Raw genomic sequence first — 26,258 nt, 5'->3', positions numbered from 1 at the left:
CCCCCGGCCTACAGAATGTCTGGCCTGCCGTCTCTTACCGGTGGGTCAAAACAAGCGAGCAATTTGCATGTCTAAATCCGTACAGAGCAACAGCGCGGTTCTCGTTCATTTCACGCTGAAACTGGATGATGGCTCCACGGCTGAATCCACCCGCAATAACGGCAAACCCGCCCTGTTTCGTCTCGGCGACACCTCCCTGTCTGAAGGTCTTGAGCAACAGCTGCTTGGCCTGAAAGAAGGCGAGAAAAAGGCATTTTCGCTGGAGCCGGATGCCGCGTTTGGCGTGCCAAGCCCGGACCTTGTTCAGTACTTCTCGCGCCGCGAGTTTATGGATGCAGGTGAGCCGGAAATCGGGGCGATCATGCTCTTTACCGCTATGGATGGCAGCGAAATGCCTGGCGTGATCCGCGAAATCAATGGTGACTCCATCACCGTTGACTTCAACCATCCGCTTGCCGGGCGCACCGTCCATTTTGATATTGAAGTGCTGGAGATCGATCCGGTACTGGAGGCCTGAAATGCAGATCCTGTTGGCTAACCCGCGCGGCTTTTGCGCCGGTGTAGACCGCGCTATCAGCATTGTTGAAAACGCGCTCGAGATTTACGGCGCGCCGATTTATGTGCGTCACGAAGTGGTGCATAACCGTTATGTCGTCGACAGCCTGCGCGAGCGTGGCGCGATCTTCATTGAGCAGATCAGCGAAGTGCCTGACGGCGCGATCCTGATTTTCTCCGCACACGGGGTTTCTCAAGCGGTGCGTAACGAAGCGAAAAGCCGCGATCTGACCGTGTTCGACGCCACCTGCCCATTAGTGACCAAAGTGCATATGGAAGTGGCGCGCGCCAGCCGTCGTGGTGAAGAGTCGATCCTGATTGGCCATGCCGGCCACCCGGAAGTCGAAGGTACCATGGGCCAGTACAGCAACCCGGAAGGGGGGATGTACCTGGTGGAGTCGCCGGAAGATGTGTTTACGCTGAACGTCAAAAATGAAACGCGTCTCTCGTTTATGACCCAGACGACGCTCTCCGTTGACGATACGTCGGACGTGATTGACGCCCTGCGTCAGCGCTTCCCGAAAATCGTCGGCCCGCGTAAGGACGACATTTGCTACGCCACCACCAATCGCCAGGAAGCGGTGCGTGCTCTGGCTGAACAGGCGGACGTGGTGCTGGTTGTCGGTTCGAAAAACTCCTCTAACTCCAACCGTCTGGCTGAACTTGCGCAGCGAATGGGGAAAGCGGCCTATCTGATTGATGATTCCAGCGATATCCAGGAAGCGTGGGTGAAAAACATGGCCTGTGTCGGGGTAACCGCCGGCGCCTCGGCACCTGATATCCTGGTGCAGAACGTGATTTCCCGTCTGCAGGAACTGGGCGGCGGCGAAGCGGTCCCGCTGGAAGGACGCGAAGAGAATATTGTTTTCGAGGTCCCGAAAGAGCTGCGTATCGACGCACGCGAAGTCGAGTAAGTTTCCTCGCGCATGACCCGAATGCCGGCCACGTCAGTGGCCGGCATTTTTATTGCTGATTAACTGTGATTCACCTGACACATTGCGCCTTTGATGCGCAGGTTAATCGTTTAAATTGTTATGCTGGGCGGGTTGTTCTCCTCGGGCCGGAGAAGACGATGACTTCAGATATTATCCTGCCGCCTCTGGTGGCCTGGGCCAGTGGTACACTTGCCCGCGGCGCACTTATTCTTAAATCCACACGCCTTGCCGATCTCAATGGTTTGTTTGCCGATCGAGACGCCTGGGCACAATGCGATCCGCATCAGACGGTGTATGACGTCGAAATGCTGGAATCGCCTGCACAGGAAGGGGCGTTGTTTGTCGGCGTTACCCATTTACATGCAGGTAAAATCGGCCGGGAATTCTTTATGACCCGCGGCCATTTTCATCAACGTCGTGAACAGGGCGAAGTCTATTTTGGACTGCGGGGAAGTGGCCTGCTTTTACTCCAGACGACATCCGGCGAAACCCGTCTGGAGTGCGTGATGCCGGGATCCGTCCATATTATTGCGCCTTTTACCGCCCACCGTTTAATCAATACCGGTGAGACCACGCTCTCTTCACTCGCGGTCTGGCCCGCCGTCGCCGGACACGACTATGCCGCGTTACCCCACGGTTTTGCCGTGCGGGTATTGGCCACTGACGGTGGCTGGGAGGTTCAGAATGGATAACTTTGGGCTGGACATGACCATCACCCGACACCCGCTGGGGTTCAGCTACGGTGAGGACGTCACTGGCCCGATGCCAGAGATCCGTACGCTTGATGAGATCCGCGCGTCGTTACGGGATCCTGACTGCTCAGGGCCGGAAGACGTTTATGCTATTGCGATGGATGTCGCCCGTCTGGCAGACCGGCAGGAGCTGAAAAAACGCATGCTGCTGTTTGGGGTCGTGACCTACGCGACGGGAACGCTGGGTGAAGAGCCGATCCGCAGCCAGGGGCATGTTCACCGTAAAAGCCGTCACAGCGGCTGGTCTCCGCCCGAGCTGTATGAAATCTGGCAGGGGCGCGCCATTATCTATATGCAGGAGTATGTTGCGGACGATCCCGGGCGCTGTTTCGCCGTACTGGCCGGGCCGGGTGAAAAGGTGCTGGTTCCGCCTGGCTGGGGGCATGCCACTATCTCTGCCTCGCCGGATGAACCGCTGACCTTCGGTGCGTGGTGCGACAGGGAATATGGTTTTGAATATGAAGCCGTGCGGGCGCGTAAAGGACTGGCCTGGTATCCGCTGCTGCAGGGGAGCCATATCATCTGGCAGCACAACACGCATTATCTGCCGGGGCGGCTACAGATGATCACACCGCGTCGCTACAGCGAATTCGGCCTGACGGATGAGCCTGTCTATACGCAATTTATTGCCGATCCTGCTCGCTTTCAGTTTATCTCTCGCCCGGATAAAGTGGCCGAACTGTGGCATAACTTCCACCCATAAAAAACCGGGGCATTGCCCCGGCTGTCTTATCCGGCAAACAGACCTGACGCGACGCCCAGCGCCGCCAGCGCAAGCAGCACAATCATGGCCCTGACCGGGGAGACGCCACGTTTTGCCATCAGATACCAGGTGCCCAGAACCACCAGAAGCGGTAATAGCTGCGGGAAGATACCGTCAAGCATCTGCTGAACATGGATGTTAACCCCGTCACGGGTGATAAATTCCAGCCCGGTGCCCAGCTTAACGTAGCTTGCCGCCACGCCGCCCATCACAAATACACCCAGCAGAGACAAAGCTTCGCGCAGTCGCGTTGACTTGCTGCTCACCAGCATCTCGACCGATCCTGAGCCCATCTGGTAGCCTTTCAGAAACAGAAACCAGGATCCCGGGATAATGATGGCCAGCCAGGCGACGGTGTAGAACAACGGGCCAAGAACATTTCCTCCGGCGGCAAGCGCCATACCGATGCTCAGCAAAATGGGGATCAGCATGCCGGGGATCATTGAGTCACCAATCCCCGCGATTGGCCCCATCAGCCCCACCTTCAGGGTATTGATCGTTTCGCCATCAATGGGCTCGCCGTTGGCTTTTTTCTCTTCCAGCCCAAGCGCCATACCGTTTACGATGGCACCGATCTGCGGCTCCGTGTTGTAAAACGAGGCGTGGCGGCGCAGCATCTCGGTGCGCTGGGCGGCATTCGGGTAGAGTTTTTTGGCGACCGGTAACATGCTCAGACAGAAGCCGAACGATTCCAGACGCTCGAAGCTCATCGAAGAGAGGTTATGCATCATCCACGCTCGCCAGCAGCGGCGCAGATCTTGTCGGGTCAGTTTACGGTCTTCCATCAGAATTCATCCTCATCGTCGGCGGGCCTACCCGGCGTGACAGCCTGCGGCGCTTCCGGCTTATAGTTGTAATGAATTAACGCCAGCAGGGCGCCCACAATCACCAGTGCCACCATGTTGAGCTTCAGGAACACAATGCATATGAAGCCCACCAGGAAGTAGATCAGCATGCTGTAGCTTTTGATGATCTGCTTAAGCAGGATGGCGATCCCAACGGCCGGTAAGATGCCCCCCAGCACGTTCATGGTCGAAAGCACGATGCCGGGCAGACTGTCCATAAACCCGCTGATGTACTGCGCGCCAAAATAGACGGCGATAAACGTCGGCACAAAGCGCAGAACAAAGTTCATCACCTGCGGCCAGACCGCGCTGTTAAGATAAATTCCGCGCTCATCACCGAGCTCAAGCGCCACGTCGGCGCGGTGGTTCCAGAACGAGTTCAATACCATCATGGCGTTAAACAGGATCGTTCCGGCAATGCCAATGGTCGCCGCCAGCGCCACGGCCACCTCTGGCCCTTTGCCCGACAGAATCCCCAGTGCGATAGCGGGATAAGCGACAAAATTGAGGTCGGCAGGCATTGAACCGCCGGGGGTGACCATCGCGATATAAACGGCCTGCACCGCCACACCAATCATGATCCCGGTTTTAACGTCGCCCAGAATCAGGCCCACCAGCATCCCCGAAACCAGCGGGCGGGAGATGAGATACCAGCCGCCCGTCAGGCCAAACAGCCAGGGACTACTGAGTGCACCGAGATAGCAAAGCAGACCGATGAGAGAAGCTTCGAAAATCATCATGCGCTCCTTATTTCAGTTTTTGCCGGGCGTCCTGCCAGCTGTAAAAACTGGCATCGGGCACCAGACGAAACTCAATGGCATGCCCCTGTTCAGTCAGCCAGTCAAAGGCTGCTGCCTCCTCTGGCGTTACGGACTGATTAGGGCCAATGGTGATGGTGTTGGCGCGGGCACTCATTGGCCCGACGTTAATTTTGCCATTGCCGTTCTTCAGGCTTATGCCTGCCTGTTCAAGGCGTTGCAGGGTGACAGGCGATTTGCCAATCACGAAGTAACGCTTATCGCTGGCAATCACTTTCGGCAGCTTTTCGATGGCGGTCAGGGTATCGAACAGCCACACTCTGGTATCTGACACCGCGCCTTTCATTACCGACGAGAGCAGCGGATCGGCCGCGACGGCATCGTCAATTGCCACGATGCCATCACAGGGCAGCTCTTTGGCCCAGCGTGTGACGAGCTGCCCGTGGATCACCCGGTCGTCAATACGTACAAACGAAATGCTCATATAAGCTCCTTAGAAATCGTCGTTCTGGGCGGATTCCACCCGTTTTGCCTGAACCAGGGTGGGCTGCGTTAATTCGATGAGCTGCGCGGCGGCGGCATGGACATCCCGGGCCATCAGGATGTCGTCGGTGAGCAAGAGCATGGGGAAGTTGACTCCTGCCACCACGGCGACCGGCGGGTGCGTCTGGGGATTAAACGCGTATTCGCAGGCCACATTCCAGGGCGTTCCGCTCTGCATATCGCACAGGACGACGATGCCGTCTGCGCCCGCATCTGCGCGGTGGTATGCCGCAGCGAAATCACGGCGAAACCCCGCTATGCCAGCCTGTGCGTTCAGACATACCGCCTGTCGATGAGGAAGATCGCCATACACCATTTTTCCGCTTTCCAGCAGGGCGGTGGCCAGCGGGCCGTGTGTCGCCACAATAATGTGAATCATGGTTAACCTCTTACCCAGGCTTTAATGGTGGCAATGGATTTACCGCAGCTCGGCCCTGACGGAGAAATACGGTATTCGCCTGCGTCAGCGGGGACGATAAACGTTTCTGCGTAGTGCACGACGAACGGGGCGAATGCGCCGCCGGGGCTGTCTACCGTCGCCTCTTCACCTTCAACAAGATTAAGGACATTCACGCCTCCGTGGGGGGAGTGCGTCACCGGTTCACTGAACCAGTGGCGACGCGTTTCGATGAATTCACGTTCGTGAAGCCCGGTCCGCTCTTCGCGCCAGCCGGTGCCTTCGCCGAGGGGTTCACACTGATTCACAAGATGCTGTTCGACCCACTTCGTATCGCGTTGCCAGTCGATCACCTTTTCGCCATGCGCCAGATGAACCGGGCGGGGCTGCCCATCCATTCCCAGTCGTCCCCAGTCCCAGAGCTTGAAGGTGAAAATGTAAGGCGTGGCGCTGATCTCAAGTACCACGGTTCCTGCTCCAGAACAGTGAACCGTACCGGCGGGGATCAAAAAATGATCGTGCTTGTTCGCCGCAAGATGATTGACGAAGCGGGCGTCGTCGAACGGCTTTTCACCGCGGCTGGCCCGTCTGAGGTCGTCCATCATCGCTTCGGGCCGGGTACCCGTTCGGGTCCCCAGATACACCTGAGCCCCTGGCTCTGCCTCAAGGATGTAATAGCTCTCATCCTGGGTGTAATGCATACCAAAATGCTGCTGTATGTACTCCGTGGTCGGATGCACCTGAAAACTCAGGTTCTGCCCGCCGAAGGTATCAAGCAGGTCAAAGCGGATGGGAAATTCCGCGCCAAAACGGGCATGCACTTTTTCACCCAGCAGCGCCCGGGGGTGCAGCAGCACCAAATCCTGAGAGGGGATCTCGATCCGCACCGCGCCGTAACGAAGCAACAGGCTGTTTTCCTCGGGCACGCAGTCAAAACACCATGCGTAGTTAGGCGCAGAGGGATCGAGATCGAATTTCTGTTTCATCCATTGTCCGCCCCAGACGCCGGGGTCGAAAAAGGGCACTACACGAAAAGGACGTTGGGTGGTGTGTTGCAACCCGGCGCGCAGCGCATCGCCGCCGACCATCGCCGGATTATCCGCCTGGGTGGTATCCAGGAGATAATCAGTACGCCGTAGCAGCGGGGTTTTGTGACGATCGAATACGCGCCACTCGATGAAAAAGGCGCGTTTATAGCGACGCAGAATATCCTCGTGTTGGTTCGCTGCGCCCCAGTTAGCCAGTTCACCGCTGCGCATGCGCTGCTGGATCTCCCAGCGCGGTAAATCGGCGTAGACCAGAATATCGCCTGCATTAACCAGTGCGGAACCGGGCCCGTAAATAACGATTATCCCTTCGCGGCACAGTTCGACCTGCGCCTGCAACGCCTCGCGTTTCACCGGGTCAATGAATTCCTCGAGCTGGTGGCAGGAGAGCACGCCGAAGACGCGGTCGTCAGTGAGATGTCGGGCCAGCAACCGGCTTAAAGCGTGTTCGTCGAGACGCATCTGTTCGGCATTGAGCGTCAGCGTAGCCCCCAATGCTGGCAGTAGTTTTGTCTCCAGTTCCTCCAGCCTGACGCCGGGGTAGCAGTCAATGACCAGCACGGTGCGTGTATATTGACCCGCTCTGTGGGTAAGCTCGCGCACAATCGCGTCCCAGCCCTGCCAGGCACAATCGTCATACCCCTCTACTGCGACTTCCGGGATTTTATCGTAAGTTGCCATCTTTTCTCTCCGTCTTCGTTGCTTAAGGTTATTCGATTAACCTTGTTTGGGAAGGGTGATTAACGCGATTAACCCGCCAGTTCTGGCGATAAGTGGCGAAAAGGCGGCCATTATGTGAAGAGGCTCACGCGCAAAAGTGCAAAATTGAGGTTATTCGATTAATCTGATGTGAACGACAAGGAGCGATCATGACGGGTATCACGCTGGCTGATGTGGCAAAACGCGCCGGGGTTTCAACCGCCACCGTATCAATGGTGCTGTGTAATAAAGGGCGGATCTCGCAACGGACCCGGGAGCGCGTACTTCAGGCGCTGGATGAATCGGGCTATGTTTACAATCAGACGGCAGCCAACCTGCGAAACCGCAGCAGTAATCAGGTGGGGCTCCTGTTGCATGACATCACGAACCCATTTTATGGCGAAATGACGGCAGGTCTAAGCCATGAGATGGAACGCCACGACCTTCTGCTGTTTCTGGCAAACAGCGAAGAGTCGTCCGAGCGACAGCAAAAGTTTGTGGATTCGCTGATGCGTAACAACGTCTGTGGCATGGTGCTGTGTGCCGCGCGAGAAACCCCGCAGGCCTTTTTCGATGGTCTTAAGCGACGCAATATTCCGGCAATTATGGTCGTGCGACCGCTAAACGATCCGGACTTTGATTTTGTGGGAACCGATAACTTCCTTGGCACCCAAATGGCGACAGAGCATCTTCTGAGGATGGGGCATCGTCAGATTGCCTTTATCGGCGGTAGCCTGAATTCGGGGTCTCGCGCTCAGCGTATCGGCGGATTTACCAGTAAATTACTGGAGTATGGTGTGACGCCGAATCCCGAATGGATCGTCACCTCACAGGCAAGCCAGAGTGATGGCGCGCGCGTGGCGGAAGCGTTGTTGATGAACCATCCGCAGATTACCGCGGCAGTGTGTTACCAGGACATTGTTGCCCTTGGCGTTATGCAGTGTTTACGCAAAATGGGACGCGAGCCGGGACGCCATTTTGCCCTGGTGGGCTTTGACGATATTACCGAGGCCGGGCTGGTACAGCCTGCACTGACTACCGTCTCCGTTGCCGCGAAGGAGATAGGACGTAAGGCCGGCGAGTTGCTTTTCAGCCGGATACAGGGGAACCGGGAGCCGGCGAAACGCATTATTTTACCGCCCGCGCTGGTGGTCCGCGAATCGTGCGGTTTTCGCTGAAGATTATGCCTTTTGCTGATATTTCTTCCTGTTTATCATTAAATTCTAATTATCGTCGTTTTCAGTTGGCAGCATCTGCAAAGGCTGGTTAATCTGAAAACGGTTTACATCATTTTAACGTAAGAGAATAACTATGCATGATGCACAGATCCGTGTCGCCATTGCGGGCGCGGGTGGACGTATGGGTCGCCAGCTGATTCAGGCGGCACTACAGATGGATGGCGTGGCACTGGGCGCGGCGCTGGAGCGTGACGGCTCATCGTTGCTTGGCGCTGACGCGGGTGAGCTGGCGGGCGCGGGTAAGACAGGCGTTACCGTGCAGAGCAGCCTGGAGGCGGTAAAAGATGACTTTGATGTGTTCATCGATTTTACCCGTCCGGAAGGCACGCTCACGCATCTGGCATTTTGCCGTCAGCACGGTAAAGGAATGGTGATCGGCACCACCGGTTTTGATGATGCCGGGAAGCAGGCCATTCAGGATGCCTCACACGAGATTGCGATTGTCTTCGCCGCAAACTTTAGCGTGGGGGTGAACGTCATGCTGAAGCTGCTGGAGAAGGCAGCGAAGGTCATGGGCAGTTATACCGACATTGAGATTGTTGAAGCGCACCATCGTTATAAAGTCGACGCGCCATCCGGTACGGCGCTGGCGATGGGGGAAGCGATTGCTCATGCACTGGATAAAGATTTGAAAGACTGCGCGGTCTACACCCGTGAAGGGCACACCGGTGAACGTGTTCCCGGCACGATTGGTTTTGCTACCGTCCGCGCGGGCGATATCGTCGGCGAACATACGGCGATGTTCGCCGATATTGGGGAACGCGTCGAGATTACGCATAAGGCATCCAGCCGGATGACGTTTGCAAATGGCGCTGTACGCTCCGCCTTGTGGTTAAAAGGCAAGAAAGAGGGTCTTTTTGATATGCGAGATGTGCTCGATCTCAACAATTTGTAACCGTTATTATCCATCGTGATGTGGTTATTGCAGTCGTAATGCTTTGATTGCATAGGGCAATATTTTATTGCCCTTTTATTTTATGTGTTTCATAGTAATTTTATTAATTTGCACACTAAAGTTAATCTCTTCCACGTGTTTTGTGTTATCTGAATGTAAATTTTGACCGTCTGGTCCACTTTTTGATGCCACGAAGCGGTCTTTCCCATTAAACTTGCCGCGCAAGCGTTTTCCGCAGTGATTTACCTGATCTTTTTGCCGCTTAAGCTCTCCTGGCTCTCTCAGGCTCGCAAAAGAATATGACAAATCTCCGTTTTAAGTTGACTTTTAGCCACCAAATCCCCAGAATGCCGCCGTTTGCCAAAAATCCGCTGGCAACACATTTGCATTGATTCATGACGCGGTTATGAATTAATATGCAAATAAAGTGAGTGAATATTCTCTGGAGGGTGTTTTGATTAAGTCAGCGCTATTGGTTCTGGAAGACGGAACCCAGTTTATCGGTCGGGCCATAGGGGCAACGGGTTCGGCGGTTGGGGAAGTCGTTTTCAATACTTCAATGACCGGTTATCAAGAAATCCTCACTGATCCTTCCTATTCTCGCCAAATCGTTACTCTTACTTATCCTCATATCGGCAATGTCGGCACCAATGCTGCTGACGAAGAATCCTCTCAGGTACATGCGCAAGGCCTGGTCATTCGCGACCTGCCGCTGATTGCCAGCAACTACCGCAATACCGAGGACCTCTCTTCCTACCTGAAGCGCCATAACATCGTGGCGATTGCTGATATCGATACCCGTAAGCTGACGCGTCTGCTGCGCGAGAAGGGTGCACAAAACGGTTGTATCATCGCAGGAGATAACCTCGATGCAGCCCTGGCGCTGGAAAAAGCGAAAGCTTTCCCGGGTCTGAACGGCATGGACCTGGCGAAAGAAGTGACCACAGCAGAAGCCTACAGCTGGACGCAGGGAAGCTGGACGCTGGCGGGAGACCTGCCGGAAGCGAAAAAAGAGAGCGACCTGCCATTCCACGTGGTGGCGTACGATTTTGGTGCCAAGCGCAACATCCTGCGTATGCTGGTCGACCGCGGCTGCCGCCTGACGGTCGTCCCGGCGAAAACCTCTGCTGAAGAGGTACTGAAGATGAATCCGGACGGTATCTTCCTGTCCAACGGTCCTGGCGACCCGGCACCGTGCGATTACGCTATCGACGCCATCAAATCCTTCCTGGAAACCGATATCCCGGTATTCGGCATCTGCCTGGGTCATCAGCTGCTGGCGCTGGCGAGCGGTGCTAACACCGTGAAGATGAAGTTCGGTCACCACGGTGGGAACCACCCGGTGAAAGATATCGATAACAACACGGTAATGATTACGGCACAGAACCACGGCTTCGCAGTGGATGAGGCGTCAATGCCTGCTAACCTGCGCGTGACCCACAAGTCTCTTTTCGATGGCACCCTGCAGGGGATTCATCGTACCGATAAGCCAGCGTTCAGCTTCCAGGGCCACCCTGAAGCCAGCCCGGGCCCGCACGATGCCGCGCCGCTGTTCGATCACTTCATCGAACTTATTGAGCAATACCGTAAGACCGCTAAATAATCAGGAGCCGAGAAGACCATGCCAAAACGTACAGACATAAAAAGCATCCTGATCCTTGGCGCTGGCCCGATTGTGATCGGCCAGGCCTGCGAATTCGACTACTCCGGTGCCCAGGCGTGTAAAGCCCTGCGCGAAGAGGGTTACCGCGTTATCCTGGTGAACTCTAACCCGGCCACCATCATGACTGACCCGGAAATGGCAGATGCAACCTACATCGAGCCGATTCACTGGGAAGTGGTACGCAAAATCATCGAAAAAGAGCGTCCGGACGCGGTTCTGCCTACCATGGGCGGCCAGACGGCGCTGAACTGTGCGCTGGAGCTGGAGCGTCAGGGCGTGCTGGAAGAATTCGGCGTGACCATGATTGGTGCGACAGCCGATGCCATTGATAAAGCTGAAGACCGTCGTCGCTTCGACGTGGCGATGAAGAAAATCGGCCTCGACACCGCGCGTTCCGGTATCGCACATACCATGGAAGAAGCGCTGGCCGTGGCGGCTGACGTTGGTTATCCGTGCATCATCCGTCCATCCTTCACCATGGGTGGCACCGGCGGCGGTATCGCCTACAACCGCGAAGAGTTCGAAGAGATTTGTGAACGCGGTCTGGATCTCTCCCCCACCAAAGAGCTGCTGATTGATGAATCGCTGATTGGCTGGAAAGAGTACGAGATGGAAGTGGTGCGTGATAAAAACGACAACTGCATCATCGTCTGCTCCATCGAAAACTTCGATGCGATGGGTATCCACACCGGCGACTCCATCACCGTAGCGCCAGCCCAGACGCTGACCGACAAAGAGTATCAAATCATGCGTAACGCCTCGATGGCGGTACTGCGTGAAATCGGCGTAGAAACGGGTGGCTCTAACGTTCAGTTTGCGGTGAACCCGAAAAACGGTCGCCTGATTGTTATCGAAATGAACCCGCGTGTTTCTCGCTCCTCCGCGCTGGCCTCGAAAGCCACTGGCTTCCCGATTGCGAAAGTGGCCGCGAAACTGGCGGTGGGGTATACCCTCGATGAGCTGATGAATGATATCACCGGTGGCCGCACTCCAGCGTCCTTCGAGCCGTCCATCGACTACGTCGTGACCAAGATCCCTCGCTTTAACTTCGAGAAGTTCGCTGGCGCAAACGACCGTCTGACCACGCAGATGAAATCTGTTGGCGAAGTGATGGCGATTGGGCGTACTCAGCAGGAATCCCTGCAGAAAGCGCTGCGCGGCCTGGAAGTGGGGGCCACGGGTTTTGACCCGAAAGTGAGCCTGGAAGACCCTGAAGCGCTGACCAAAATTCGCCGCGAGCTGAAAGACGCAGGCGCAGAGCGTATCTGGTACATCGCCGATGCGTTCCGTGCGGGCCTCTCTGTTGATGGCGTGTTCAACCTGACCAACATCGACCGCTGGTTCCTGGTGCAGATTGAAGAGCTGGTACGTCTGGAAGAAAGAGTCGCGGACCTGGGCATCAATGGCCTGGACGCTGACTTCCTGCGCGTACTGAAGCGTAAAGGCTTCGCCGATGCGCGTCTGGCCAAACTGGCGGGCGTACGTGAAGCGGAAATCCGCAAGCTGCGTGACCAGTATGACCTGCACCCGGTCTACAAACGCGTGGATACCTGTGCAGCGGAGTTCGCGACCGACACCGCTTACATGTACTCCACGTATGAAGATGAGTGTGAAGCGAACCCGTCCGTCGACCGCGACAAGATTATGGTGCTGGGCGGCGGTCCTAACCGTATCGGCCAGGGCATCGAGTTTGACTACTGCTGCGTTCACGCCTCCCTGGCACTGCGCGAAGACGGTTACGAGACCATCATGGTCAACTGTAACCCGGAAACCGTGTCGACCGACTACGATACCTCCGACCGCCTCTACTTTGAGCCGGTAACGCTGGAAGATGTGCTGGAAATCGTGCGTATCGAGAAGCCTAAAGGCGTAATCGTGCAATACGGTGGCCAGACCCCACTGAAACTGGCGCGCGCGCTGGAAGCCGCTGGTGTGCCGGTAATCGGTACCAGCCCGGATGCAATCGACCGTGCAGAAGACCGTGAACGTTTCCAGCAGGCGGTTGACCGTCTGAAGCTGAAACAGCCGGCCAATGCCACCGTCACCGCTATCGAGATGGCTGTTGAGAAGGCGAAAGAGATTGGCTACCCGCTGGTGGTACGTCCTTCGTACGTGCTGGGCGGCCGCGCGATGGAAATCGTCTACGACGAAGCTGATCTGCGTCGTTACTTCCAGACGGCAGTGAGCGTGTCCAACGATGCGCCGGTTCTGCTCGACCGCTTCCTCGACGATGCCGTTGAAGTGGATGTGGATGCCATCTGTGACGGCGAAATGGTGCTGATTGGCGGTATCATGGAGCACATCGAACAGGCAGGCGTTCACTCCGGTGACTCCGCATGTTCCCTGCCAGCGTACACCCTGAGCCAGGAAATTCAGGACGTGATGCGCCAGCAGGTGCAGAAGCTGGCCTTCGAACTGCAGGTTCGCGGTCTGATGAACGTCCAGTTCGCTGTCAAGGACAACGAAGTCTACCTGATTGAAGTGAACCCGCGTGCAGCACGTACCGTACCGTTCGTCTCTAAAGCTACCGGTGTTCCGCTGGCGAAAGTGGCGGCGCGCGTGATGGCGGGCCAGACGCTGGCACAGCAGGGCGTGACGAAAGAAATTATCCCACCGTACTACTCGGTGAAAGAAGTGGTACTGCCGTTCAACAAATTCCCGGGCGTCGACCCGCTGTTAGGGCCAGAAATGCGTTCTACCGGGGAAGTGATGGGCGTGGGCCGCACCTTCGCAGAAGCGTTTGCGAAGGCGCAGTTAGGCAGTAACTCCACCATGAAAAAATCTGGCCGTGCGCTGCTCTCTGTTCGCGAAGGCGATAAAGAGCGCGTGGTTGACCTGGCGGCTAAGCTGCTGAAACAGGGCTTCGAGCTGGATGCAACCCACGGCACGGCCATTGTGCTGGGTGAAGCGGGCATTAATCCGCGTCTGGTGAACAAGGTGCATGAAGGTCGTCCGCACATTCAGGATCGCATCAAGAATGGCGAATACACCTACATCATTAACACCACCGCAGGTCGTCAGGCGATTGAAGACTCCAAGCTGATTCGCCGCAGCGCGCTGCAGTACAAAGTGCATTACGACACCACCCTGAACGGTGGTTTCGCCACCGCGATGGCACTTAACGCTGATGCCACCGAGAAGGTGATTTCCGTTCAGGAAATGCACGCCCAGATTAACAAGTAAGCCAACATACCCGGCAGTATTCGCTGCCGGGTATTATTCCCACCTTCAGAACCTTCTGGTTTTCCAACCGCATTCAGTCAGTTAGCCTAAAATGGTTAGGTCGATAACGAAATTCAACTGAGAGCAGGGGAAAACACCATGCAAAATAAACGACTGATCGCGTCCGTTCTGGCTGCCACCGCCATGTTTACCGTTGCGGGCTGTTCATCTAATCAGGCAGTAAAAACCACGGATGGCCGTACGATAGTGACTGACGGTAAGCCGCAGGTCGATGATGACACCGGTCTGGTTTCCTATAAAAACGCCGAAACGGGTCAAACTGAACAGATCAACCGTGACCAGGTGAAATCCATGGGCGAACTGGATAACTAGTTCAGATTTCTGACGTTAGCCCGTCAATAATATTCACTATTAGCCTGTTGAATTACTGACTACACTCTTTTGGTAAAAGAAGGCAGTAAAACAACAGGCTAATTAATGATTCTGATAATTTACGCACATCCGTATCCGCATCACTCGCATGCAAATAAACGGATGCTTGAGCAGGTAAGGACGCTTGATAACGTAGAGATACGTTCCCTCTATCAACTTTATCCCGATTTTAATATCGATATCGCCGCCGAACAGGAGGCGCTCTCTCGTGCCGATTTAATTATCTGGCAGCATCCGATGCAATGGTACAGCACCCCTCCGCTCCTCAAACTGTGGATCGATAAAGTCTTTTCGCACGGCTGGGCGTACGGCCACAACGGTCACGCGCTTAAAGGTAAAAGCCTGATGTGGGCCGTGACCACCGGCGGGGGAGAAAGCCACTTCGATATTGGTGCTTTCCCGGGCTTTGAGGTGCTGTCACAGCCGCTGCAGGCGACGGCGCTCTATTGTGGGCTGAACTGGCTCCCTCCTTTTGCGATGCACTGTACGTTCGTTTGCGATGATGAGACGTTGCAGGCGCAGGCACGCCATTATAAACAACGGTTACTTGAGTGGCAGGAGGCGAACAATGGATAGCCATACGCTGATACAGGCGTTGATTTACCTCGGCGCGGCTGCGCTGATTGTACCCGTGGCGGTACGTCTGGGGCTGGGTTCGGTGCTGGGTTACCTCATTGCCGGCTGTGTCATTGGACCGTGGGGCTTCCGTCTGGTGACCGATGCCGAGGCGATTCTCCATTTCGCTGAGATCGGCGTCGTGCTGATGCTGTTTGTAATTGGCCTGGAGCTGGATCCCCGGCGGTTATGGAAACTGCGCGCTTCGGTATTTGGTGGGGGAGCCTTGCAGATGGTGGCCTGTGGTCTGCTGCTGGGTGGGTTCTGTATCCTGCTGGGCATGGACTGGAAAGTTGCGACACTCATCGGCCTGACGCTGGCACTCTCCTCAACGGCCATTGCCATGCAGGCAATGAACGAGCGTAACCTGACGGTCTCTCAGATGGGGCGCAGCGCGTTTTCGGTGCTGCTGTTCCAGGATATTGCCGCCATCCCGCTGGTGGCGATGATCCCGCTGCTGGCCGCAAGCGGTGCCTCAACGACCATGGGAGCTTTTGCGCTTTCCGCGCTGAAAGTGGTTGGTGCCCTGGCGCTGGTTATTCTGCTTGGCCGCTACGTGACCCGACCGTTGCTGCGCTTTGTCGCTCGCTCCGGCCTGCGTGAAGTTTTCAGTGCCGTTGCGCTGTTCCTGGTGTTTGGCTTTGGTTTGCTGCTCGAGGAAGCCGGCCTATCGATGGCTATGGGGGCGTTCCTGGCCGGGGTGCTGCTGGCCAGCTCTGAATATCGCCATGCGCTGGAAAGTGATATCGAGCCGTTTAAGGGATTATTGCTGGGGCTGTTTTTCATCGGAGTGGGGATGTCTATCGACTTTGGCACGCTGGTAACGCATCCGCTGCGGATCCTCATCCTGCTGGTCGGTTTCCTGGTCATTAAGATGGGCATGTTGTGGCTGATAGCGCGTCCATTAACGGTGCCCAACAAGCAGCGTCGTTGGTTTGCCGTACTGCTGGGGCAGGGGAGTGAGTTTGCATTCGTGGTCTTTGGCGCGGCGCAGATGGCCAACGTACTGGATGCTGAGTGGGCGAAAGCGCTGACGCTTGCGGTCGCACTGTCGATGGCCGCAACGCCTGTTCTGCTGGTGGTGCTGGCGCGTCTGGAAAAAACGGGGAGCGAGCAAGAACGCGAAGCCGACGAGATCGACGAGGAGCAGCCACGGGTGATCATCGCCGGGTTTGGTCGCTTCGGGCAGATCGTGGGCCGTTTGCTGTTGTCGAGCGGGGTCAAAATGGTGATCCTCGACCACGATCCCGACCATGTTGAGACCCTGCGGAAATTCGACATGAAAGTGTTTTACGGGGATGCGACCCGTGTCGATCTGCTGGAATCCGCCGGGGCGGCGAAAGCGGAAGTGTTGATTAACGCGATCGACGATCCGGAGACCAGCATGCAGATGGTGGAGCTGGTCAAGGAACACTTCCCCGAGCTGACCATTATCTCTCGCGCCCGCGATGTGGATCACTACATCCGGCTGCGTCAGGCAGGTGTGGAGGCGCCAGAGCGTGAAACGTTCGAAGGTGCGCTCAAGTCTGGCCGGATGGCGCTGGAAAATCTGGGGCTAGGTGCCTATGAAGCACGTGAACGTGCGGACCTGTTCCGCCGCTTTAACACCGAGATGGTGGAAGAGATGGTGGCGATGGCGGGCAGCACAGCCACCGAGCGTGCTGCGGTGTTTAAACGCACCAGCGCGATGCTGACGGAAATCATTAACGAGGACCGCAATCACCTGTCGCTTATCCAGCGTCACGGCTGGCAGGGCACGGAAGAGGGCAAGCATACCGGCGATCCGGCGGACGAACCGGAGAGTAAACCTTCCGCGTGAAGTGGAGTTGCCAGCAATATTAAAAAATTTCTCTATCTTTACTCAGCCGCCAGTCGACGAAAGATTAAGCTTTCCGTATAGTGGCGGCAATTTTTTGCATCCGGGAAATTTTCAATGATCAGTCTGATTGCAGCGCTGGCGGTGGACCGTGTTATCGGTATGGAAAATGCCATGCCGTGGAACCTGCCTGCCGATCTCGCATGGTTTAAACGTACTACGTTAAACAAGCCGGTAGTGATGGGCCGCCTGACCTGGGAGTCGATTGGTCGTCCATTACCGGGCCGTAAAAATATCGTTATCAGTAGCCAGCCTGGCACTGACGATCGCGTCGAATGGGTGAAGTCCGTAGACGAGGCCATTGCCGCATGCGGTAATGCCGAAGAGATCATGGTGATTGGCGGTGGGCGTGTGTACGAACAGTTCCTGCCGAAAGCACAGAAGCTGTATCTGACCCACATTGATGCGGAAGTGGAAGGGGATACGCATTTCCCGGACTACGATCCTGATGAGTGGGAATCTGTCTTCAGTGAATTCCACGACGCGGATGCGCAGAACTCCCACAGCTACTGCTTCGAAATTCTGGAACGTCGCTAAGTGAATTTCCCTCTCCCGTCCGGGGGAGGGAAATCCTCATCAGGAGGCAACGGCCTCGTCTTCCCCTAAGTCCAGCTGTCGGTTGGATGGCTGAACAAAGTACGTTTTATCTTCCCAGCGCAAGCAGGTTAACTCTCCACCCCAGCAGCAGCCGGTATCGAGACCGTAGATCCCCTCCGGTGTGCCTTTTCCTTCAAGCGACGCCCAGTGGCCAAACACCACGTTATAGGCGTTGGTCACCGGACCGGGAATGGCAAACCACGGTTTAAGAGGCGCAGGGGCGCTTTCCGGTGTCTCTTTGCAATACATATCCAGTTGCCCGTTCGGGAAGCAAAAACGCATGCGGGTGAAAGCGTTCGTAATAAAGCGCAGGCGGGCCAGACCGCTAAGATCTTCGCTCCAGTGATTCGGCATATCGCCGTACATCGCGTCGAGGAAGAAAGGATACGAATCGCTTGCCAGCACCGCTTCAACGTCACGCGCACAGGTTTTCGCCGTCTCAAGATCCCACTGAGGGGTGATCCCGGCATGCGCCATGACCAGTTTTTTCTCTTCATCGATCTGCAGCAGCGGCTGGCGGCGTAGCCAGTTGATGAGAACATCCGCGTCCGGGGCATCCAGCAAAGGCGAGAGACGATCTTTGGGTTTGTTGCGACTGATCCCGGCAAAGACGGCCAGCAAATGCAGATCATGATTGCCCAGTACCATGCGCACGCTGTCGCCCAGTGATTTGACGAAGCGTAGAACGTCCAGCGAGCCAGGGCCACGCGCCACTAAATCGCCCGTCAGCCAGAGCGTATCTTGTCCAGGCGTAAAGTCGACCTGTTTTAACAATGCGATCAGTTCATCGTAGCAACCGTGAACGTCGCCAATCAGATATGTAGACATTAGATTAATGAATGAGTGTTGTAACGGCGAGACGGAACACAGGAATAGCAACGCGGAACACATTGCCATCGACGTCGACCATTTCGTAATGGCCCTGCATGGTGCCCAGCGGCGTTTCGATCACGGCACCGCTGGTATATTGATACTCTTCGCCAGGGTCGATGTGGGGCTGTTCACCAACCACACCTTCACCCTGAACTTCGATTTCGCGGCCGTTGCCGTTGGTGATAAGCCAGTAGCGCCCAAGCAGTTGCACAGGCATCCGCCCCAGATTGCGAATGGTCACGGTGTAAGCGAAGACAAAACGTTCTTCATCCGGTGAGGACTGGGATTCAACATAAACGCTTTGTACATGGACACATACGCGGGGCGAATCAATCATGGCTTAACTCTCCTTCGGCGGCGCATTTTCGCTGATGTAATTAGCCAGCTTGCAGTACTGTTCTACGGAAATATTTTCTGCACGCATTGCCGGGTCAATACCCAACTCAGTCAGCACTTCAACGGTAAACAGATTGCCCAGGCTGTTACGGATCGTTTTACGGCGCTGGTTAAACGCTTCCGTAGTAATGCGGCTCAGCACGCGCAGGTCTTTCACCGGGTACGGCATTATTTTATGCGGTACAAGACGCACTACCGCAGAGTCCACTTTTGGTGGCGGCGTAAAGGCGGTTGGCGGTACTTCGAGCACCGGGATCACGTTGCAGAAATATTGCGCCATCACGCTCAAACGACCATACGCTTTACTGTTCGGCCCTGCAACCAGACGGTTAACCACCTCTTTTTGCAACATGAAGTGCATGTCGGCAATGGCATCAGTATAGCTAAACAGGTGGAACATTAGCGGTGTGGAAATGTTGTACGGCAGGTTACCGAACACGCGCAGCGGTTGGCCCATTTTTTCCGACAGCTCACCAAAGTTCATAGTCATGGCATCCTGCTGATAAATCGTCAGCTTTGGCCCCAGGAACGGATGAGTTTGCAGGCGAGCGGCGAGATCGCGATCGAGTTCGATAACGGTCAGTTCGTCCAGGCGTTCGCCTACGGGTTCAGTCAGAGCGGCAAGACCCGGGCCGATTTCGACCATAGCCTGACCTTTCTGCGGATTAATGGCAGACACGATACTGTCGATCACGAACTGATCGTTGAGGAAGTTTTGCCCGAAGCGTTTTCGGGCTAAGTGGCCCTGATGGACTCGATTAGTCATTGAGTATTAACAATCATTTTGATGGCGAGATTAAGCGCCGTAATAAAACTGCCGACATCCGCTTTCCCCTGTCCTGCCAGATCCAGCGCAGTACCGTGGTCAACGGACGTTCGAATAAAAGGTAAACCGAGGGTGATATTCACCCCGCGGCCAAAGCCCTGGTATTTTAGCACGGGCAGGCCTTGATCGTGGTACATCGCGAGCACGGCGTCCGCATTATCCAGGTATTTTGGCTGGAAAAGGGTATCGGCAGGCAACGGCCCGCTTAAGTTCATCCCTTTTGCCCGCATTTCTTCAAGCACCGGAATAATGGTGTCGATCTCTTCGGTACCCATATGTCCGCCTTCACCGGCGTGCGGGTTCAGGCCGCAGACCAGGACGTGCGGCTGTTTGATGCCGAATTTGGTTTGCAGGTCGTGATGCAGGATCCCAATGATCTCCCGTAAAAGAGACGGAGTAATGGCATCCGGAATGGCCCTGATGGGCAAATGGGTCGTCACGAGGGCAACGCGCATTGCTTCTGTCGCCAGCATCATGACCACTTTCGGGCTGTGCGAGCGCTCTTCAAAGAACTCCGTGTGCCCGGTAAACGGTATCCCCGCCTCGTTGATAACGCCTTTGTGCACGGGACCGGTGATCAGGGCGGCAAATTCGCCCTTCAGGCAACCGTCGCAGGCACGCGCCAGCGTCTCTACAACATAGTGTCCGTTTTCGGTACTGAGCTGACCCGGGATGACGGGAGTACGAAGTGGAACAGGAAGAAGCGTAAGCGTGCCGGCTTGCTGTGGTGCAGGCTGCTGGCCTTCAACGTAGGGGATGAGCGTTAAAGGCAGACCGAGCAGCGTTGCCCGGTCTTGTAACAGTGTTGCATCAGCGCAGACAACCAGTTCCACCGGCCAGCTGCGCTGGGCGAGCTGGACAACGAGGTCAGGCCCAATCCCGGCAGGTTCGCCGGGAGTGATCACAACACGATGCTGTTTCATTAGTTGCTCAGTACTTTCACATAAGCGCTGGCGCGTTGTTCCTGCATCCAGGTTGCTGCTTCTTCAGAGAACTTACGGTTAAACAGCATGCGGTAGGCTCTGTCTTTCTGCGCCGCGTCCGTTTTATCAACATTGCGGGTATCCAACAGTTCGATCAGATGCCAGCCGAAGGAGGAGTGCACCGGGGCGCTCATCTGGCCTTTGTTCAGCTTCATCAGTGCGTCCCGGAACGCAGGATCGTAGATATCCGCGGCCGCCCAGCCCAGATCGCCGCCCTGATTAGCAGAGCCGGGATCCTGAGAGAACTCTTTCGCGGCATTCGCAAACGAGGTTTTCCCGCTCTTGATGTCTGCAGCAATCTGTTGCAGTTTCACGCGCGCCTGATCGTCAGTCATGATAGGTGACGGCTTGAGGAGAATATGGCGAGCGTGAACTTCGGTAACCGAAATGTTCTGACTCTGACCGCGCAGATCGTTCACTTTCAGGATATGGAAGCCCACGCCTGAACGGATGGGACCCACGATGTCACCTTTCTTCGCCGTGCTCAGCGCCTGGGCAAAGATGGAAGGCAGCTCCTGGATACGTCCCCAGCCCATCTGGCCGCCTTTCAGCGCCTGTTGGTCAGCGGAGTAGGTGATGGCCAGTTTGCCAAAGTCACCGCCGTTACGTGCCTGCTCGACAATCGAACGCGCCTGGCTTTCAGCTTCCGCAGCCTGGTCGGAGGTTGGGTTCTCTGGCAGCGGGATCAGAATGTGGCTCAGGTTTAGTTCGGTGCTGGCGTCGTTCTGGTTACCCACCTGTTTTGCCAGCGCGTCCACTTCCTGAGGCAGGATCGTGACGCGGCGACGGACTTCATTGTTACGTACTTCCGAAATCAGCATCTCTTTACGGATCTGATTACGGTACGTTGCATAGCTGATGCCATCATAGGCCAGACGGCTGCGCATCTGGTCCAGGCTCATGTTGTTCTGCTTCGCGATGTTAGCAATGGCCTGATCGAGCTGCTCGTCAGTGACCTTCACACCCATTTTCTGACCCATTTGCAGGACAATCTGATCCATGATCAGACGTTCCAGGATCTGATGGCGCAGGGTAGCGTCATCCGGAAGTTGCTGACCTGCTTCACCCGAATTGAGCTTCACAGATTTCATCAAACCGTCAACGTCGCTTTCGAGCACGACGCCGTTGTTAACCACAGCGGCGACCTTATCAACAACCTGGGGGGCCGCGAAGCTGGTATTCGCAACCATAGCGACACCGAGCAGCAGCGTTTTCCAGTTCTTCATACTTTTTCCATTTCAATTAACCGCAAAGCGGATTACGTTGCAAATTAAGCACATTACAAGGAACTGCGGTACGGCAGAATGTTCGAGCGCAGCATCTGCTGCGTGCCCAGGCCGTAGTTGGAGCTCAGGCCGCGCAGTTCGACATTAAAGCCAATCACGTTATCGTATTTGCCCTGTTCATTCTTGGTATCCCAGCCGTTAAGCTTACGTTCGTAACCGACACGCAGCGCGTAGCAGCAGGAGTTATATTGCAGACCAACCATCTGGTCAGCAGGTTTACTGGTGTTGGTGTCAAAGTAGTAAGCACCGACGATTGACCAGCGATCGGCGATTGGCCAGCTCGCTGCGCCACCCACCTGCGAGATGCCGTCTTTGTACTGATCCGTATTCGCATAGTTTGGCAACGTGGCCTGAATATATTCCGGGCTGGCGTAACGATAGGTCAACTGCAGCATACGGTCTTCATCACGACGGTATTCAATCGCCGCACTGCTTGTCGCAACGTTGTTGAGACGCGTATCGTACTGCACACCCCCGCGTAAACCCCAGCGATCGGTCATACGCCAGTAGGTATCACCCGCCCACACCAGAGAACCCGTTTTGTTGTCTTTTTCCCAGTTAATGTCGTCATCACCGGTCCGGGACTCGGTGAAATAGTAGATTTGACCAACAGAAACGTTAAAACGTTCAACGGCGGCATCATCATAAACGCGCGTTGTGACGCCGGTCGTTAACTGGTTTGCTGACGCAATACGGTCGAGGCCACCGTAGGTACGGTCGCGGAACAGACCGCTGTAGTCAGACTGCAGGAATGAGGAGTCATAGTTCTGAATGTTGCTCTGATCGCGATACGGGACGTACAGATACTGCATACGTGGCTCAAGCGTCTGGGTATAACCCTCCGCCAGAAGACCCATATCGCGTTCGAAGATCAGTTTGCCGTCCATTTTGAACTGCGGCAGGACGCGGTTCACGGATTCTTCGAGATCGGTGCCGTAACGGTTGTTATACCAGTCGAGATTCTTCTGCTGGTAATGGGTGGCCATCAGTTTGGCCTCGGTATTCAGGCTCGACCAGTCATTTGACACCGGCAAATTGATGGTTGGCTCAAGGTGAACACGCGTGGATTCCGGCATATCCGAGTTGGTGTTAACGAAGTGCACGGCCTGGGCGTACACGTGGGTATCAAACGGGCCAACATCGTTCTGGTACCAGTTAACGTCCAGCTGCGGTTCTGCACCATAAGTGCTTCTCGTCTGGGTATCAAAGACCTGGAATTGCTTGGTAGAGACCGTGGCGTTGAAGTTCTCAATAGCGTATCCCACGCTGAATTTCTGCGTGGCGTAGCCATCGGTACTGGACCCGTATTTGGAGTCAAAGTCGTTGAAATAGTAAGGGTCGCTGACTTTGGTGTAGTCGACGTTAAACCGCCAGACCTGGTCCATTACCCCGGCATGTTTCCAGTAGAACAACCAGCGGTGTTTATCACCTTCTGTTGGATGCTCATCCTGGAAGACTTTATCCGACGGCAGATAATCCAGTTCCATCAGGCCAGTACCCGCCTGCGTCAGGTAGCGGAACTCGTTTTCCCACATAACGTTGCCGCGCTTATGGATATAGTGCGGCGTGATCGTGGCGTCCATGTTGGGCGCGATGTTCCAGTAATACGGCAGATAGAACTCAAAGTAGTTCGTGGTGCTGTATTTGGCATTCGGGATCAGGAAACCTGAGCGGCGTTTGTCACCCACAGGAAGCTGCAGGTAAGGGCTGTAGAAAACAGGCACCGGACCGAGCTTGAAGCGGGCGTTCCAGATCTCTGCAACCTGCTCTTCACGGTCATGGATGACTTCACTTCCGACCACGCTCCAGGTATTAGACCCGGGCAGACAGGACGTGAAGGAGCCGTTTTCGAGAATCGTATAGCGGTTTTCACCGCGCTGTTTCATCAGGTCTGCATCACCGCGCCCCTGGCGACCTACCATCTGGTAATCACCTTCCCAGACGTTAGTGTCTTTGGTATTCAGGTTTGACCAGGCTTTCGGACCTTTCAGGATGACCTGATTGTCGTCATAGTGCACATTACCCAGCGCATCCACCGTTCGTACCGGCTCGGCCGCACCTTCCGGCTGCTTCTGATGTAATTGCACTTCATCTGCCTGCAGACGGCTGTTGCCCTGGTTAATATCCACATTGCCAGTAAATGTCGCATTGTCAGGATATGTGCCTTTAGAGCTATCGGCAGTAATGGTTACCGGCAAGCTATTCGTATCGCCCTTTACCAGTGGACGATTATAACTTGGGACGCCAAGCATACACTGCGAGGCGAGATCGGCCGCCAGTCCCTGTTGGCTGTACAGGGCGGTGCCAATCATTGTGGCCAGGAGGGTGGGGATACGTTTTTTCATACGTTGTATTTTATTGTTCCGTCATCAGTGGCTACGGCTTACAAACGCTCAGAGACTATCTTACTCATCAGCGCAGTACCAGCGTTAATCCTGCCCGTTTGCGCGCCAGAGTGTTAGGCTCGCTATCGAATGACGAGTATGATAAAGCAAATTATAGGCGATGTCCTTCAATTGACCGTGGCTTGAACACTGTGATGATGACGTTGCGTCGGCCAGGAACATGACTAACCGGGGAGTATATGCAGTATTGGGGTAAAATAATCGGCGTTGCGTTCGCCATCATCATGGGTGCCGGGTTCTGGGGGATCGTACTGGGGCTTATTATCGGCCATATGTTTGATAAGGCTCGCAGCCGCAAAATGGCCTGGTTTGCCAATCAGCGTGAGCGTCAGTCCCTCTTTTTCTCCACCACGTTTGAGGTGATGGGGCACTTAACCAAATCAAAAGGGCGTGTGACGGAAGCCGATATTCAGATAGCCAGCGTCTTTATGGACCGCATGAATCTGCATGGTGACTCCCGTCTCGCGGCACAAAATGCGTTTCGCATCGGTAAAGCGGATAACTATCCGCTGCGCGATAAAATGCGACAGTTCCGCAGCATCTGCTTCGGCCGTTTTGATTTAATTCGGATGTTTCTGGAGATCCAAATCCAGGCGGCGTTTGCCGATGGTTCACTTCATCCGAATGAACGCGATGTTTTATATGTTATTGCGGAAGAACTGGGCATCTCCCGTATGCAGTTCGACCAGTTCCTGCGCATGATGCAGGGCGGTGCGCAGTTTGGCGGCGGCTATCACCAGCAGTCCTCTGGCGGTGCCTGGCAGCAGGCGCAGCGGGGTCCGACGCTGGAGGATGCCTGTAATGTGCTGGGGGTGAAGCCATCGGACGATGTGACCACTATCAAGCGTGCCTATCGTAAGCTGATGAGTGAGCACCACCCGGACAAACTGGTCGCGAAAGGCTTACCGCCGGAGATGATGGAGATGGCGAAGCAAAAAGCGCAGGAAATTCAGAAAGCGTACGAGTTGATTAAAGAGAAGAAAAGTTTCAAATAAAAAAGGCCCGACACTGTCGGGCCTTTTTTTTTAGAAGTCGACTGGGGCTTTAAACGTCATTGCATTGCCAAAAACCGGATGGGTGATGGTGAGCGTCTGCGCATGCAGCTGCAGGCGTGGCGCCAGCGCCAGCGCATCGGGCGGCGCGTAAAATCTGTCCCCCAGAATCGGGTGCCCCAGCGCAAGCATATGGACACGCAACTGGTGCGAGCGCCCGGTAATCGGTTTAAGCAGTACGCGCGCAGTGTTATCTGGCGCGTACTCCAGCACTTCATACTCGGTTTGTGCTGCTTTGCCGGTTTCGTAACAGACCTTTTGTTTTGGTCGGTTCGGCCAGTCGCAGATCAGCGGTAAATCCACCAGCCCTTCCGCCGGCTGAGGATGCCCCCAGACACGTGCGACATACTGCTTTTTCGGCTCGCGATCGCGGAACTGGCGTTTCAGCTCGCGTTCCGCCGCTTTATTCAGCGCCACTACAATCACACCGCTGGTGGCCATGTCCAGACGATGGACAGACTCCGCCTGAGGATAATCACGCTGAATACGCGTCATCACACTGTCTTTGTGCTCATCCAGACGCCCTGGCACGGACAACAAGCCGCTGGGCTTGTTGACCACCATAATGTGCTCATCCTGATAAAGCACCACCAGCCAGGGATCCTGAGGTGGATTGTAAGGCTCCATCACCATCTTGCGCTCCGT

25 protein-coding genes are annotated in these 26,258 nt (G+C 55.4%); 13 read left to right on the top strand and 12 right to left on the bottom strand.

What is annotated here, in order from left to right; translation table 11 throughout:
• The first annotated feature begins 67 nt into the window (after nt 1–67).
• The 4 genes from fkpB (at nt 68) to L466_RS02305 (ending at nt 2,945) form a co-directional block, all read left to right on the top strand.
• On the top strand, nt 68–517 hold the full coding sequence (gene fkpB / locus L466_RS02290; protein ID WP_020882546.1) for an FKBP-type peptidyl-prolyl cis-trans isomerase: 450 nt from the start codon (nt 68–70) through the stop codon (nt 515–517).
• A gap of 1 nt (nt 518) precedes the next feature.
• Nucleotides 519–1,469: a 4-hydroxy-3-methylbut-2-enyl diphosphate reductase gene (gene ispH, locus L466_RS02295; RefSeq protein WP_025205467.1), complete on the top strand. Its 951-nt coding sequence runs from the start codon at nt 519–521 to the stop codon at nt 1,467–1,469.
• A gap of 158 nt (nt 1,470–1,627) precedes the next feature.
• Complete coding sequence (locus tag L466_RS02300) at nt 1,628–2,182, top strand: glucose-6-phosphate isomerase family protein (protein WP_032681684.1); 555 nt, start codon at nt 1,628–1,630, stop codon at nt 2,180–2,182.
• Nucleotides 2,175–2,945 carry a glucose-6-phosphate isomerase family protein gene (locus tag L466_RS02305; RefSeq protein ID WP_032681683.1) on the top strand — a complete coding sequence of 257 codons (771 nt, stop codon included), beginning with the start codon at nt 2,175–2,177 and terminating at the stop codon, nt 2,943–2,945. The genes L466_RS02300 and L466_RS02305 overlap by 8 nt, the downstream gene beginning before the upstream one ends.
• A gap of 26 nt (nt 2,946–2,971) precedes the next feature.
• On the opposite strand, the gene L466_RS02310 is transcribed toward L466_RS02305, so the two are convergent.
• From L466_RS02310 to L466_RS02330, 5 genes are read right to left on the bottom strand one after another with little or no spacing between them, the layout of a single operon-like run.
• A complete protein-coding gene (locus L466_RS02310) occupies nt 2,972–3,790 on the bottom strand; it encodes a PTS system mannose/fructose/sorbose family transporter subunit IID (RefSeq protein WP_032681682.1) in 819 nt (272 codons plus the stop codon).
• Entirely contained in the window at nt 3,790–4,587 is a 798-nt protein-coding gene (locus L466_RS02315) for a PTS mannose/fructose/sorbose/N-acetylgalactosamine transporter subunit IIC (protein ID WP_025205460.1), read from the bottom strand. The genes L466_RS02310 and L466_RS02315 overlap by 1 nt, the downstream gene beginning before the upstream one ends.
• 10 nt (nt 4,588–4,597) lie before the next feature.
• Entirely contained in the window at nt 4,598–5,092 is a 495-nt protein-coding gene (locus L466_RS02320) for a PTS sugar transporter subunit IIB (RefSeq protein WP_020882551.1), read from the bottom strand.
• A 9-nt stretch (nt 5,093–5,101) separates the two neighbouring features.
• On the bottom strand, nt 5,102–5,530 hold the full coding sequence (locus tag L466_RS02325; protein ID WP_032681681.1) for a PTS sugar transporter subunit IIA: 429 nt from the start codon (nt 5,528–5,530) through the stop codon (nt 5,102–5,104).
• 2 nt (nt 5,531–5,532) lie between these two features.
• Entirely contained in the window at nt 5,533–7,275 is a 1,743-nt protein-coding gene (locus L466_RS02330; protein ID WP_032681680.1) for a class I mannose-6-phosphate isomerase, read from the bottom strand.
• A 188-nt stretch (nt 7,276–7,463) separates the two neighbouring features.
• Here L466_RS02330 and L466_RS02335 point away from each other — a divergent pair, with 188 nt between their 5' ends.
• The 8 genes from L466_RS02335 to folA all read left to right on the top strand — a co-directional run bounded on the left by L466_RS02335 (nt 7,464) and on the right by folA (nt 17,732).
• Entirely contained in the window at nt 7,464–8,471 is a 1,008-nt protein-coding gene (locus L466_RS02335; RefSeq protein ID WP_020882554.1) for a LacI family DNA-binding transcriptional regulator, read from the top strand.
• Nucleotides 8,472–8,604: 133 nt separating this feature from the next.
• Nucleotides 8,605–9,426 (top strand): 4-hydroxy-tetrahydrodipicolinate reductase, encoded by an 822-nt coding sequence (gene dapB, locus L466_RS02340; RefSeq protein WP_032681679.1) that lies wholly within the window; start codon nt 8,605–8,607, stop codon nt 9,424–9,426.
• Between the two features lie 454 nt (nt 9,427–9,880).
• Nucleotides 9,881–11,029 (top strand): glutamine-hydrolyzing carbamoyl-phosphate synthase small subunit, encoded by a 1,149-nt coding sequence (carA, locus tag L466_RS02345; RefSeq protein ID WP_020882556.1) that lies wholly within the window; start codon nt 9,881–9,883, stop codon nt 11,027–11,029.
• An 18-nt stretch (nt 11,030–11,047) separates the two neighbouring features.
• Nucleotides 11,048–14,272: a carbamoyl-phosphate synthase large subunit gene (carB, locus tag L466_RS02350; protein ID WP_014168589.1), complete on the top strand. Its 3,225-nt coding sequence runs from the start codon at nt 11,048–11,050 to the stop codon at nt 14,270–14,272.
• Nucleotides 14,273–14,410: 138 nt separating this feature from the next.
• Complete coding sequence (locus tag L466_RS02355) at nt 14,411–14,644, top strand: YgdI/YgdR family lipoprotein (protein ID WP_032681678.1); 234 nt, start codon at nt 14,411–14,413, stop codon at nt 14,642–14,644.
• Between the two features lie 105 nt (nt 14,645–14,749).
• Nucleotides 14,750–15,280: a glutathione-regulated potassium-efflux system oxidoreductase KefF gene (gene kefF / locus L466_RS02360; protein WP_020882557.1), complete on the top strand. Its 531-nt coding sequence runs from the start codon at nt 14,750–14,752 to the stop codon at nt 15,278–15,280.
• Entirely contained in the window at nt 15,273–17,138 is a 1,866-nt protein-coding gene (gene kefC / locus L466_RS02365) for a glutathione-regulated potassium-efflux system protein KefC (RefSeq protein WP_020882558.1), read from the top strand. Before kefF ends, kefC begins: the two co-directional genes overlap by 8 nt.
• A 114-nt stretch (nt 17,139–17,252) precedes the next feature.
• Nucleotides 17,253–17,732 carry a type 3 dihydrofolate reductase gene (folA, locus tag L466_RS02370; protein ID WP_008502023.1) on the top strand — a complete coding sequence of 160 codons (480 nt, stop codon included), beginning with the start codon at nt 17,253–17,255 and terminating at the stop codon, nt 17,730–17,732.
• A 39-nt stretch (nt 17,733–17,771) separates the two neighbouring features.
• Here folA and apaH read toward each other — a convergent pair whose 3' ends face one another.
• The 6 genes from apaH to lptD are packed head-to-tail and all read right to left on the bottom strand — an operon-like array spanning nt 17,772 to nt 24,501.
• Nucleotides 17,772–18,620 carry a bis(5'-nucleosyl)-tetraphosphatase (symmetrical) ApaH gene (gene apaH, locus L466_RS02375; protein WP_014168593.1) on the bottom strand — a complete coding sequence of 283 codons (849 nt, stop codon included), beginning with the start codon at nt 18,618–18,620 and terminating at the stop codon, nt 17,772–17,774.
• Nucleotides 18,621–18,624: 4 nt separating this feature from the next.
• Nucleotides 18,625–19,002, bottom strand: a complete 378-nt coding sequence (apaG, locus tag L466_RS02380) for a Co2+/Mg2+ efflux protein ApaG (RefSeq protein WP_014168594.1) — start codon at nt 19,000–19,002, stop codon at nt 18,625–18,627.
• A 3-nt stretch (nt 19,003–19,005) separates the two neighbouring features.
• A complete protein-coding gene (rsmA, locus tag L466_RS02385) occupies nt 19,006–19,827 on the bottom strand; it encodes a 16S rRNA (adenine(1518)-N(6)/adenine(1519)-N(6))-dimethyltransferase RsmA (protein ID WP_014168595.1) in 822 nt (273 codons plus the stop codon).
• On the bottom strand, nt 19,824–20,810 hold the full coding sequence (pdxA, locus tag L466_RS02390; protein WP_020882559.1) for a 4-hydroxythreonine-4-phosphate dehydrogenase PdxA: 987 nt from the start codon (nt 20,808–20,810) through the stop codon (nt 19,824–19,826). The genes rsmA and pdxA overlap by 4 nt, the downstream gene beginning before the upstream one ends.
• Nucleotides 20,810–22,096, bottom strand: a complete 1,287-nt coding sequence (surA, locus tag L466_RS02395; RefSeq protein WP_014168597.1) for a peptidylprolyl isomerase SurA — start codon at nt 22,094–22,096, stop codon at nt 20,810–20,812. The genes pdxA and surA overlap by 1 nt, the downstream gene beginning before the upstream one ends.
• 53 nt (nt 22,097–22,149) lie before the next feature.
• Nucleotides 22,150–24,501 carry an LPS assembly protein LptD gene (lptD, locus tag L466_RS02400; RefSeq protein ID WP_014168598.1) on the bottom strand — a complete coding sequence of 784 codons (2,352 nt, stop codon included), beginning with the start codon at nt 24,499–24,501 and terminating at the stop codon, nt 22,150–22,152.
• Nucleotides 24,502–24,740: 239 nt separating this feature from the next.
• On the opposite strand from lptD, the gene djlA reads away from it, so the two are divergent.
• Nucleotides 24,741–25,556 carry a co-chaperone DjlA gene (djlA, locus tag L466_RS02405; RefSeq protein ID WP_014168599.1) on the top strand — a complete coding sequence of 272 codons (816 nt, stop codon included), beginning with the start codon at nt 24,741–24,743 and terminating at the stop codon, nt 25,554–25,556.
• A gap of 30 nt (nt 25,557–25,586) precedes the next feature.
• On the opposite strand, the gene rluA is transcribed toward djlA, so the two are convergent.
• Nucleotides 25,587–26,246: a bifunctional tRNA pseudouridine(32) synthase/23S rRNA pseudouridine(746) synthase RluA gene (rluA, locus tag L466_RS02410; protein WP_014168600.1), complete on the bottom strand. Its 660-nt coding sequence runs from the start codon at nt 26,244–26,246 to the stop codon at nt 25,587–25,589.
• Between the last annotated feature and the right edge of the window lie 12 nt (nt 26,247–26,258).

Source organism: Enterobacter sp. BIDMC 30 (genome assembly GCF_000534355.1).
GTDB lineage: Bacteria > Pseudomonadota > Gammaproteobacteria > Enterobacterales > Enterobacteriaceae > Enterobacter > Enterobacter ludwigii.
Note: the sequence above shows the minus strand (reverse complement) of the source record. Positions and strands in the feature narration are given on the sequence as shown.

Excerpts from the sequence above, each read along its gene's own strand:
- fkpB (WP_020882546.1), top strand. The coding sequence starts at position 68 with ATGTCTAAATCCGTACAGAGCAACAGCGCGGTTCTCGTTCATTTCACG.
- ispH (WP_025205467.1), top strand. The coding sequence starts at position 519 with ATGCAGATCCTGTTGGCTAACCCGCGCGGCTTTTGCGCCGGTGTAGAC.
- L466_RS02300 (WP_032681684.1), top strand. The coding sequence starts at position 1,628 with ATGACTTCAGATATTATCCTGCCGCCTCTGGTGGCCTGGGCCAGTGGT.
- L466_RS02305 (WP_032681683.1), top strand. The coding sequence starts at position 2,175 with ATGGATAACTTTGGGCTGGACATGACCATCACCCGACACCCGCTGGGG.
- L466_RS02310 (WP_032681682.1), bottom strand. The coding sequence starts at position 3,790 with ATGGAAGACCGTAAACTGACCCGACAAGATCTGCGCCGCTGCTGGCGA.
- L466_RS02315 (WP_025205460.1), bottom strand. The coding sequence starts at position 4,587 with ATGATTTTCGAAGCTTCTCTCATCGGTCTGCTTTGCTATCTCGGTGCA.
- L466_RS02320 (WP_020882551.1), bottom strand. The coding sequence starts at position 5,092 with ATGAGCATTTCGTTTGTACGTATTGACGACCGGGTGATCCACGGGCAG.
- L466_RS02325 (WP_032681681.1), bottom strand. The coding sequence starts at position 5,530 with ATGATTCACATTATTGTGGCGACACACGGCCCGCTGGCCACCGCCCTG.
- L466_RS02330 (WP_032681680.1), bottom strand. The coding sequence starts at position 7,275 with ATGGCAACTTACGATAAAATCCCGGAAGTCGCAGTAGAGGGGTATGAC.
- L466_RS02335 (WP_020882554.1), top strand. The coding sequence starts at position 7,464 with ATGACGGGTATCACGCTGGCTGATGTGGCAAAACGCGCCGGGGTTTCA.
- dapB (WP_032681679.1), top strand. The coding sequence starts at position 8,605 with ATGCATGATGCACAGATCCGTGTCGCCATTGCGGGCGCGGGTGGACGT.
- carB (WP_014168589.1), top strand. The coding sequence starts at position 11,048 with ATGCCAAAACGTACAGACATAAAAAGCATCCTGATCCTTGGCGCTGGC.
- L466_RS02355 (WP_032681678.1), top strand. The coding sequence starts at position 14,411 with ATGCAAAATAAACGACTGATCGCGTCCGTTCTGGCTGCCACCGCCATG.
- kefF (WP_020882557.1), top strand. The coding sequence starts at position 14,750 with ATGATTCTGATAATTTACGCACATCCGTATCCGCATCACTCGCATGCA.
- kefC (WP_020882558.1), top strand. The coding sequence starts at position 15,273 with ATGGATAGCCATACGCTGATACAGGCGTTGATTTACCTCGGCGCGGCT.
- folA (WP_008502023.1), top strand. The coding sequence starts at position 17,253 with ATGATCAGTCTGATTGCAGCGCTGGCGGTGGACCGTGTTATCGGTATG.
- apaH (WP_014168593.1), bottom strand. The coding sequence starts at position 18,620 with ATGTCTACATATCTGATTGGCGACGTTCACGGTTGCTACGATGAACTG.
- apaG (WP_014168594.1), bottom strand. The coding sequence starts at position 19,002 with ATGATTGATTCGCCCCGCGTATGTGTCCATGTACAAAGCGTTTATGTT.
- rsmA (WP_014168595.1), bottom strand. The coding sequence starts at position 19,827 with ATGACTAATCGAGTCCATCAGGGCCACTTAGCCCGAAAACGCTTCGGG.
- pdxA (WP_020882559.1), bottom strand. The coding sequence starts at position 20,810 with ATGAAACAGCATCGTGTTGTGATCACTCCCGGCGAACCTGCCGGGATT.
- surA (WP_014168597.1), bottom strand. The coding sequence starts at position 22,096 with ATGAAGAACTGGAAAACGCTGCTGCTCGGTGTCGCTATGGTTGCGAAT.
- lptD (WP_014168598.1), bottom strand. The coding sequence starts at position 24,501 with ATGAAAAAACGTATCCCCACCCTCCTGGCCACAATGATTGGCACCGCC.
- djlA (WP_014168599.1), top strand. The coding sequence starts at position 24,741 with ATGCAGTATTGGGGTAAAATAATCGGCGTTGCGTTCGCCATCATCATG.
- rluA (WP_014168600.1), bottom strand. The coding sequence starts at position 26,246 with ATGGTGATGGAGCCTTACAATCCACCTCAGGATCCCTGGCTGGTGGTG.